Source organism: Streptomyces sp. ATLC9, assembly GCF_057196705.1.
The window spans coordinates 1-7,551 of record NZ_JBXUOY010000248.1 but is presented as its reverse complement, the minus strand read 5'-3'; the positions used below and the strand labels follow the sequence as shown (position 1 = coordinate 7,551).

The window sequence follows — 7,551 nt, the reverse complement described above, 5'->3', positions numbered from 1 at the left end:
CCGCCGCGGTGCCGGGGGCGGCGGGCGCGCGGCGGGCACCGACCCGGTCGGCATCGCGCTGTGGTCGCTGCTCGGCGCCGTCCTGCTGGTGGCCACCGCGGGCGGCCGGCTGAGCTGGTTCGGCGACGACGGCCCGGTGCTCCACGTGGGCTGGGCCACCTTCCTGTGGGGCCTGTGGCTGGTTCACGGGCTGTGGTGGTACGTCACCCGCCCCGCTGACGGACGGGCCGGGCGGGAGGACCTCCGCCGGCTGATGGACGTCCTGGGCAACATCGTCCACAACGCCGTACTGCTGATCATCATGGCCGAGGTCTGCCTGATCTACGCGACCGCCGGCTGGTACAAGATCCAGGGCTCCCGCTGGCAGGACGGCACCGCCGTCTACTACCCCCTGCATCTGGACTACTTCTCCCCCTGGCCGGCCCTCGCCGAGGTACTGGGCAGCAGCGGCCTGATGGTCATGCTGCTCACCTACGGCACGGTGATCGCCCAGGTCGCCTTCCCCTTCACCCTCTTCAACCGCCGGGTGAAGAACGTGCTGCTCGCCGTGATGATGCTGGAGCACGCCTCCATCGCGGTCCTCCTCGGCCTGCCCTTCTTCTCACTCGCCATGATCGCGGCCGACGCCGTATTCCTGCCGACTGTCTTCCTGGTCTGGATCGGGGCCGGGGCGTCCCGGACGGCCGGGCGGCTGCGCCGGGGCCGCCCGCGCGAGCCGGAGGAGGAAGCGGAACCCTCCGGAACCGGCGGCCCCACACGTACCCTCGTGGGGTGAGCGAAGGCGAGACGGAGAACCGGCCGGTGCGGGAGGAGCCCGTGCAGTACGACGAGGGCCACGGCACGGAGGTGGGCGTCGGCCCCCACCCCGAGCCGTGGCCGGCCGGTGAGCACTACGACCCGGAGCTGCTGGCCGGCGGCGACCGGCGCAACGTCGTGGACCGCTACCGCTACTGGACCCGGGAGGCGATCGTCGCCGATCTCGACACCCGGCGGCACGACTTCCACGTCGCGGTGGAGAACTGGAACCACGACTTCAACATCGGCAGTGTCGTACGCACCGCCAACGCCTTCCTGGCCAGGGGAGTCCACATCATCGGAAAACGCCGGTGGAACCGGCGCGGTGCGATGGTCACCGACCGGTACCAGCACATCACCCACCACCCGGATGTGGCCGCGCTGACCGACTGGGCACGGATCGAGGGACTGCCGGTCATCGGCATCGACAACCTCCCCGGCGCCGTCCCGCTGGAGACCACCGAGCTGCCCCGCCGCTGTGTGCTGCTCTTCGGACAGGAGGGCCCGGGACTGACGGAGGACGCGTGGAAGCACGCCGAACGCGTCTGTTCCATCGCCCAGTTCGGCTCGACCCGGTCCATCAACGCGGGCGCCGCGGCGGCCATCGCCATGCACACCTGGATCCGCGCGCACGCCGACATCGGCTGAGAACGGCCCGCCGGGCCCCCGTCCCGGGAGCCCTTTCGGCCCGGGGTACACCGCGCGGCGAACCCCCGGGCCGAAAGGGCCCCGGATCCCCGGGCGGAGGGCGTCATGCCTGCCGGCGGACCTCCACCACGCGGAAGCGGCTCGCCACGAACGCCCCGTCGCACAGCGCGGCGTTGGCCGCCGGGTTGCCGCCGGAGCCGTGGAAGTCGGAGAACGCCGCGGTCTGGTTCACGTACACCCCGCCGGTGAGGTTCAGCGAGAGCTGGGCGCACTCCTCGAGGCATGCCTCCTCCACCAGGCGCTCCACCTCGGGCGAGGTGGTGTAGGCGCCGACCGTCATCGCGCCCTTCTCCCGGACGGTGCGGCGCAGCAGTTCGACCGCCTCGGCCGTGGAGTCCACGGCGACGGCGAAGGAGACCGGCCCGAAGCACTCCGACATGCAGACCCCCTCCGACTCGGGCTTCGCCCCGTCCAGCCCGACGATCGCCGGGGTGCGGACCGTGGCCCCGGGGAACTCCGGGTGCTCCACCGAGCGCGAGGCCAGGATGGTCTCGCCCAGCTCCGGAGCCCCCTCCAGCCGCTCGCGGACCCCGGGGTTGACGATCGCGCCCAGCAGCGCCACCGCTCGCTGGTCGTCACCCAGCAGCTTGTCCACCGCGCCCGCCAGGTCGGCGGTGAACTCCTCGTAGGACTTGTGGCCCGCGTCCGTTTCGATGCCGCCGCGCGGGATCAGAAGGTTCTGTGGGGTGGTGCACATCTGGCCGCTGTAGAGGGACAGGGAGAAGGCCAGATTGCCCAGCATGCCCCGGTAGTCGTCGGTGGAGTCGACGACGATCGTGTTGACACCGGCCTTCTCGGTGTAGACCTGGGCCTGGCGTGCGTTGGCCTCCAGCCAGTCGCCGAAGGCGGTCGACCCCGTGTAGTCGATGATCCGGACCTCGGGGCGCAGGGCCAGCTCCTTGGCGATGCCCTCGCCGTCCCGCTCGGCGGCCAGCGCCACCGCGTTCGGGTCGAAGCCGGCCTCGGCGAGGACCTCGCGGGCGGCCCGCACCGTCATCGCCAGCGGCAGGACCGCGCGCGGATGCGGCTTGACCAGCACCGGATTGCCCGTGGCCAGGGAGGCGAACAGGCCCGGGTAGCCGTTCCAGGTGGGGAAGGTGTTGCAGCCGATCATCAGTGAGACGCCGCGCGGCACCGGCGTGAAATCCTTGGCCAGCTCCAGCGGATCCCGCCTGCCCTGAGGCTTGGACCACCGGGCCGAGGCCGGGGTGCGGGTCTGCTCGGCGTAGGCGTACGCCACCGCCTCCAGGCCGCGGTCCTGGGCGTGAGGCCCGCCGGCCTGCATCGCCATCAGGTACGCCTGCCCGCTGGTGTGCATCACCGCCTGGGCGAACTCGTGGGTGCGCGCGTTGATCCGGGCCAGGATCTCCAGGCACACCAGCGCCCTCGTCTCCGGCCCCGCGTCCCGCCAGGCGGGGAGCGCGGCACGCATCGCGGGCAGCAGCGCCTCGACGTCGGCGTGCGGGTACTCCACGCCCAGCTCGACGCCGTACGGCGACACCTCACCGCCCACCCAGCCGTCGGTGCCGGGCTGGCCCAGCTCGAAGCGGCGGCCCAGCAGGGCGTCGAACGCGGCCTTCCCCTCGGCGGGGCCGAGCGTGCCGTGCTCCTCGCCGTACGCCTTGGGGTGCTCCGGGTACGGGGACCAGTACTCCCTGGTGCTGATCGCCTCCACCGCCCGCCGGAGCGTCGGGCGGTGCCTCTCCGCGAGCCCCTCCGGGGTCAGCGGCGGAGCCTGGGTGGGTGCGGCGGCCATCGGGGACCAACTCCTCGTCGAGCTCGTCGAGCGGGCGGGCGGCGGTGCCGTACGGACGGCGCCCGGGCGGGCCGTGGAAGGCGCGCGGGCCGCCGTGTGCGGACGGACAGGAAGATACTGCTACCGAACGGTCGGTCGGGGCAAGAGGGGCAGGCCGTCTGTGGATAACATCGAGGCCATGCCAGTCGAGCCGCAAGTCGAGCCGCCGGTCAAACTGCCGGCCAAGGCCCCGGCCAAGTCGCCGGGGCGCGACACCTACACGCCCGAGTCGCTTCTCGCGGTGGCCGTGGAGGTGTTCAACGAGCGCGGTTACGACGGCACCTCGATGGAGCACCTCTCCCGTGCGGCGGGTATCTCCAAGTCCTCCATCTACCACCACGTGCGGGGCAAGGAGGAGCTGCTGCGCCGGGCGATAGCCCGCGCGCTCGACGGCCTCTTCGCCATCCTGGACGAGCCGGACGCCGGCCGGGGGCGGGCGATCGAGCGGCTGGAGCACGTCACCCGCCGCACCGCCGAGGTGCTGACGGCCGAGCTGCCCTATGTCACCCTGCTGCTGCGGGTGCGGGGCAACACCCGCACCGAACGCTGGGCGATGGAGCGCCGCCGGGAGTTCGACCACCGGGTGGCCGGGCTGCTGAAGGCCGCCGCCGCCGAGGGCGACATCCGCTCGGACCTCGACGCCCGGCTGGCCACCCGGCTGCTCTTCGGGATGATCAATTCCATCGTGGAGTGGTACCGCCCCCAGCCCGGGGACGCCGCGGACCGCGAGCGGGTCGCCGACTCGGTGGTGCGGCTGGCCTTCGAGGGGCTGCGCAGGCAGTAGCGGAAGAGGCGGAGGAGGAGCGGGCGGAGCCGGGGGACGGGAGGCCGGGGCGGGCCGGCTCGCTCGCCGCTCACGGCTCGGGTTCCAGGTCGGTCTCCTCGAAGACCAGCAGGGTGCGGGTGCTCAGCACCTCCGGCATCGCCTGTATCCGGGTGAGCACCAGCTCCCGCAGCGCCCGGTTGTCGGCCGTGTGCACCAGCAGCAGCACATCGAAGTCGCCGCTGACCAGCGCGATGTGAGCGGCGCCCGGCAGCGCCTGGAGCCTCTCGCGCACCGCGCGCCAGGAGTTCTGAACGATTTTCAGGGTGATGTACGCCGACGCGCCCTGGCCGGCGCGCTCGTGGTCCACCCGTGCCGTGAAGCCGCGTATCACCCCGTCCTCGACGAGGCGGTTGATCCGGGCGTACGCGTTCGCCCGTGACACGTGCACCCGTTCGGCGACCGACCGTATCGAGGCGCGTCCGTCCAGTTGCAGCATCCGCAGGATGGACCGGTCGACGGGATCGAGCGGTCTGGCGGGCGGCCGGTTCTCGTCTTCCGGCGCCTCGGGGACCATCTGTTCTTCCGGCATGGCCTGCCGCCTCCCCTCCATGGACGTCCTGCCGACATCCCACGCGGTGCGGAACCGTTTGTCCACAGGGCGGTGCCACCCGTAGCCAAAATGCGCCGACGACCGAACAATCGGTAGGGGGTCCGCCGGATCCGGCGTGGCTCCCCGCCCGCAGATGCCCCCCACCAGGAGGTGCCGCATGACAGTCCTGGAGCAGCCAGGCGCATACCGCCCCGCGCCGCCGCCCGCCTGGCAGCCGCGCACGGACCCCGTGCCGCTGCTGCCGGACTCCGAGCCGTACCGACTGCTGGGCACCGGGGCCGATCTCGACCCCGGCCTGCTCAGGACGCTCTACGCGCAACTGGTGAGGGGCCGCCGCTACAACCGGCAGGCCACCGCGCTCACCAAGCAGGGCAGGCTCGCCGTCTACCCCTCCTCCACCGGGCAGGAGGCGTGCGAGGTGGCCGCGGCCCTGGTGCTCCGGGAGCGGGACTGGCTCTTCCCCAGCTACCGCGACACCCTCGCCGCCGTCGCCCGCGGCATGGACCCGGCCGAGGCGCTGGGTCTGCTGCGCGGCGACTGGCACACCGGCTACGACCCGTACGAACACCGGGTCGCCCCGCTGTCCACCCCGCTGGCCACCCACCTGCCGCACGCCGTCGGGCTGGCCCACGCCGCCCGGCTCAGGGGCGACGACGTGGTGGCGCTGGCCATGGTCGGCGACGGCGGCACCAGTGAGGGCGATTTCCACGAGGCGCTGAACTTCGCCGCCGTCTGGCGCACCCCGACGGTCTTCCTCGTGCAGAACAACGGCTTCGCGATCTCCGTCCCCCTGGCCAAGCAGACCGCCGCGCCCTCGCTGGCCCACAAGGCCGTCGGCTACGGCGTCCCCGGCCGGCTGGTCGACGGCAACGACGCCGCGGCCGTCCACCGGGTCCTGGCCGAGGCCGTCGAGCGCGCCCGGCGCGGCGGGGGGCCCACCCTCGTGGAGGCCGTGACCTACCGGGTCGACGCCCACACCAACGCCGACGACGCCACCCGCTACCGCGACGACGACGAGGTCGGGGCATGGCTCGAACACGACCCCGTGGCGCTGCTGGAGCGCGAGCTGACCGAGCGCGGCCTGTTCGACGACGCGACACGCGACGGGGCGCACGAGGAGGCCGAGGGGATGGCCGCGCGGCTGCGCGAGGCGATGAACGAGGATCCGGTGCTCGACCCGGCGGACCTCTTCGACCACGTCTACGCGGAGAAGACCACGCAGCTCGGGGAGCAGGCCGCACAGCTGCGCGCCGAGCTGGACGCGGAGAACGACGGACAGGACGGGACCGCCGGGCACGGTGGGGCCGCCGGGAACGCAGCGGGAGGCGGGCGATGACCACCGCGACCACGGGCAAGAGCGCGGGCAGGGCGGACGGGAAGGCCCGGGGCGGGGCGGAAGCCGGGTCCGGAGCCGCCCGCAAGCCCGCCACCATGGCCCAGGCCCTCAACCGCGCGATGCGCGACGCCATGGCCGAGGACCCGTCGGTGCACGTGCTCGGCGAGGACGTCGGCACGCTCGGCGGCGTCTTCCGCGTCACCGACGGCCTGACCGCCGAGTTCGGCGAGGACCGCTGCACCGACACCCCGCTGGCCGAGGCCGGCATCCTGGGCGCGGCCGTCGGTATGGCCATGTACGGGCTGCGGCCGGTGGTGGAGATGCAGTTCGACGCCTTCGCCTACCCGGCCTTCGAACAACTCATCAGCCATGTCGCCAAGATGCGCAACCGCACGCGCGGCGCGATGCCGCTGCCCATCACGATCCGGGTGCCCTACGGCGGCGGGATCGGCGGTGTGGAGCACCACAGCGACTCCTCCGAGGCGTACTACATGGCCACCCCCGGCCTGCACGTGGTGACCCCGGCGACGGTGGCAGACGCCTACGGGCTGCTGCGGGCCGCCATCGCCTCCGACGATCCGGTGGTCTTCCTGGAGCCCAAGCGGCTGTACTGGTCGAAGGCCGACTGGTCGCCGCGGGAACCGGAGACCGTCGAGCCCATCGGCCGCGCCCTGGTCCGCCGCACGGGGACGTCCGCCACGCTGGTCACCTACGGCCCGTCGGTGCCCGTCTGCCTGGAGGCGGCCGAGGCCGCCCGCGAGGAGGGCTGGGAGCTTGAGGTCGTCGACCTGCGCTCCCTGGTCCCCTTCGACGACGAGACGGTCTGCGCGTCGGTGCGGCGCACCGGGCGGGCCGTGGTCGTCCACGAGTCCTCCGGTTTCGGCGGTCCCGGCGGCGAGATCGCGGCCCGGATCACCGAGCGCTGCTTCCACCACCTGGAGGCGCCGGTGCTGCGGGTGGCCGGATTCGACATCCCCTACCCGCCGCCGATGCTGGAGCGTCACCACCTGCCCGGAGTGGACCGGGTCCTGGACGCCGTCGCCCGGCTCCAGTGGGAGTCGGAGTGGACCGAGAGGCCCGGGTCGTTCGGCGCGGCGGGGACGACCGGGGGTGGCCGCTGATGGCCGAGGTCCGCGAGTTCGCCCTGCCCGACCTGGGCGAGGGGCTGACGGAAGCCGAGATCGTCCACTGGCTGGTGTCCGTCGGCGACGTCGTCGCCGTCGACCAGCCGGTGGTGGAGGTCGAGACGGCCAAGGCGATGGTCGAGGTGCCGTGCCCGTACGGCGGTGTGGTCACCGCCCGGTTCGGGGAGGAGGGCGCCGAGATCCCCGTCGGCGCACCGCTGGTGACGGTGGCCGTCGGAGCGTCCGCCGGTACGGCGGGCGAGCCGGCCGCACCGGCGGAGGTGCCGGCCGGGGATCCGGCGGATGCCTCGGAGAAGTCCGGGAACGTACTGGTGGGATACGGCACCGGCGGACCCGCCGCCCGCCGCCGCCGGGTCCGTCCGGCGAACGGCGTGCCCGCGCCGCATCCGGCCGCCG

Annotated in this window: 7 protein-coding genes and 1 pseudogene; 6 read left to right on the top strand and 2 right to left on the bottom strand. The window is 73.2% G+C overall.

The annotated features are described in order from the left end of the window. Positions 1 to 775 (top strand): annotated as a pseudogene (locus tag AC2CJA_RS21375) (HTTM domain-containing protein); the annotation flags it as partial. Beyond that, entirely contained in the window at positions 772 to 1,443 is a 672-nt protein-coding gene (locus AC2CJA_RS21370) for a TrmH family RNA methyltransferase (protein ID WP_484604295.1), read from the top strand. The pseudogene AC2CJA_RS21375 and the gene AC2CJA_RS21370, both read left to right, overlap by 4 nt. 103 nt (positions 1,444 to 1,546) lie before the next feature. Here AC2CJA_RS21370 and paaN read toward each other — a convergent pair whose 3' ends face one another. Beyond that, positions 1,547 to 3,259 (bottom strand): phenylacetic acid degradation protein PaaN, encoded by a 1,713-nt coding sequence (gene paaN / locus AC2CJA_RS21365; protein ID WP_484604294.1) that lies wholly within the window; start codon positions 3,257 to 3,259, stop codon positions 1,547 to 1,549. A 178-nt stretch (positions 3,260 to 3,437) separates the two neighbouring features. Between paaN and AC2CJA_RS21360 the strand changes: the two genes are divergently transcribed. After that, positions 3,438 to 4,082 carry a TetR/AcrR family transcriptional regulator gene (locus AC2CJA_RS21360; RefSeq protein WP_484604293.1) on the top strand — a complete coding sequence of 215 codons (645 nt, stop codon included), beginning with the start codon at positions 3,438 to 3,440 and terminating at the stop codon, positions 4,080 to 4,082. Positions 4,083 to 4,152: 70 nt separating this feature from the next. Here the strand turns inward: AC2CJA_RS21360 and AC2CJA_RS21355 are convergent, their stop codons facing one another. Next, on the bottom strand, positions 4,153 to 4,653 hold the full coding sequence (locus AC2CJA_RS21355; RefSeq protein ID WP_484604292.1) for an Lrp/AsnC family transcriptional regulator: 501 nt from the start codon (positions 4,651 to 4,653) through the stop codon (positions 4,153 to 4,155). Between the two features lie 178 nt (positions 4,654 to 4,831). On the opposite strand from AC2CJA_RS21355, the gene pdhA reads away from it, so the two are divergent. From pdhA to AC2CJA_RS21340, 3 genes are all read left to right on the top strand, one after another. Continuing rightward, a complete protein-coding gene (pdhA, locus tag AC2CJA_RS21350; protein ID WP_484604291.1) occupies positions 4,832 to 6,010 on the top strand; it encodes a pyruvate dehydrogenase (acetyl-transferring) E1 component subunit alpha in 1,179 nt (392 codons plus the stop codon). Beyond that, positions 6,007 to 7,131, top strand: coding sequence for an alpha-ketoacid dehydrogenase subunit beta (locus AC2CJA_RS21345; protein ID WP_484604290.1), 1,125 nt, complete (start codon positions 6,007 to 6,009; stop codon positions 7,129 to 7,131). Before pdhA ends, AC2CJA_RS21345 begins: the two co-directional genes overlap by 4 nt. Next, positions 7,131 to 7,551, top strand: a 421-nt coding sequence (locus tag AC2CJA_RS21340; RefSeq protein ID WP_484604289.1) for a biotin/lipoyl-containing protein, incomplete at its 3' end; no start/stop codon positions are given. The genes AC2CJA_RS21345 and AC2CJA_RS21340, both read left to right, overlap by 1 nt.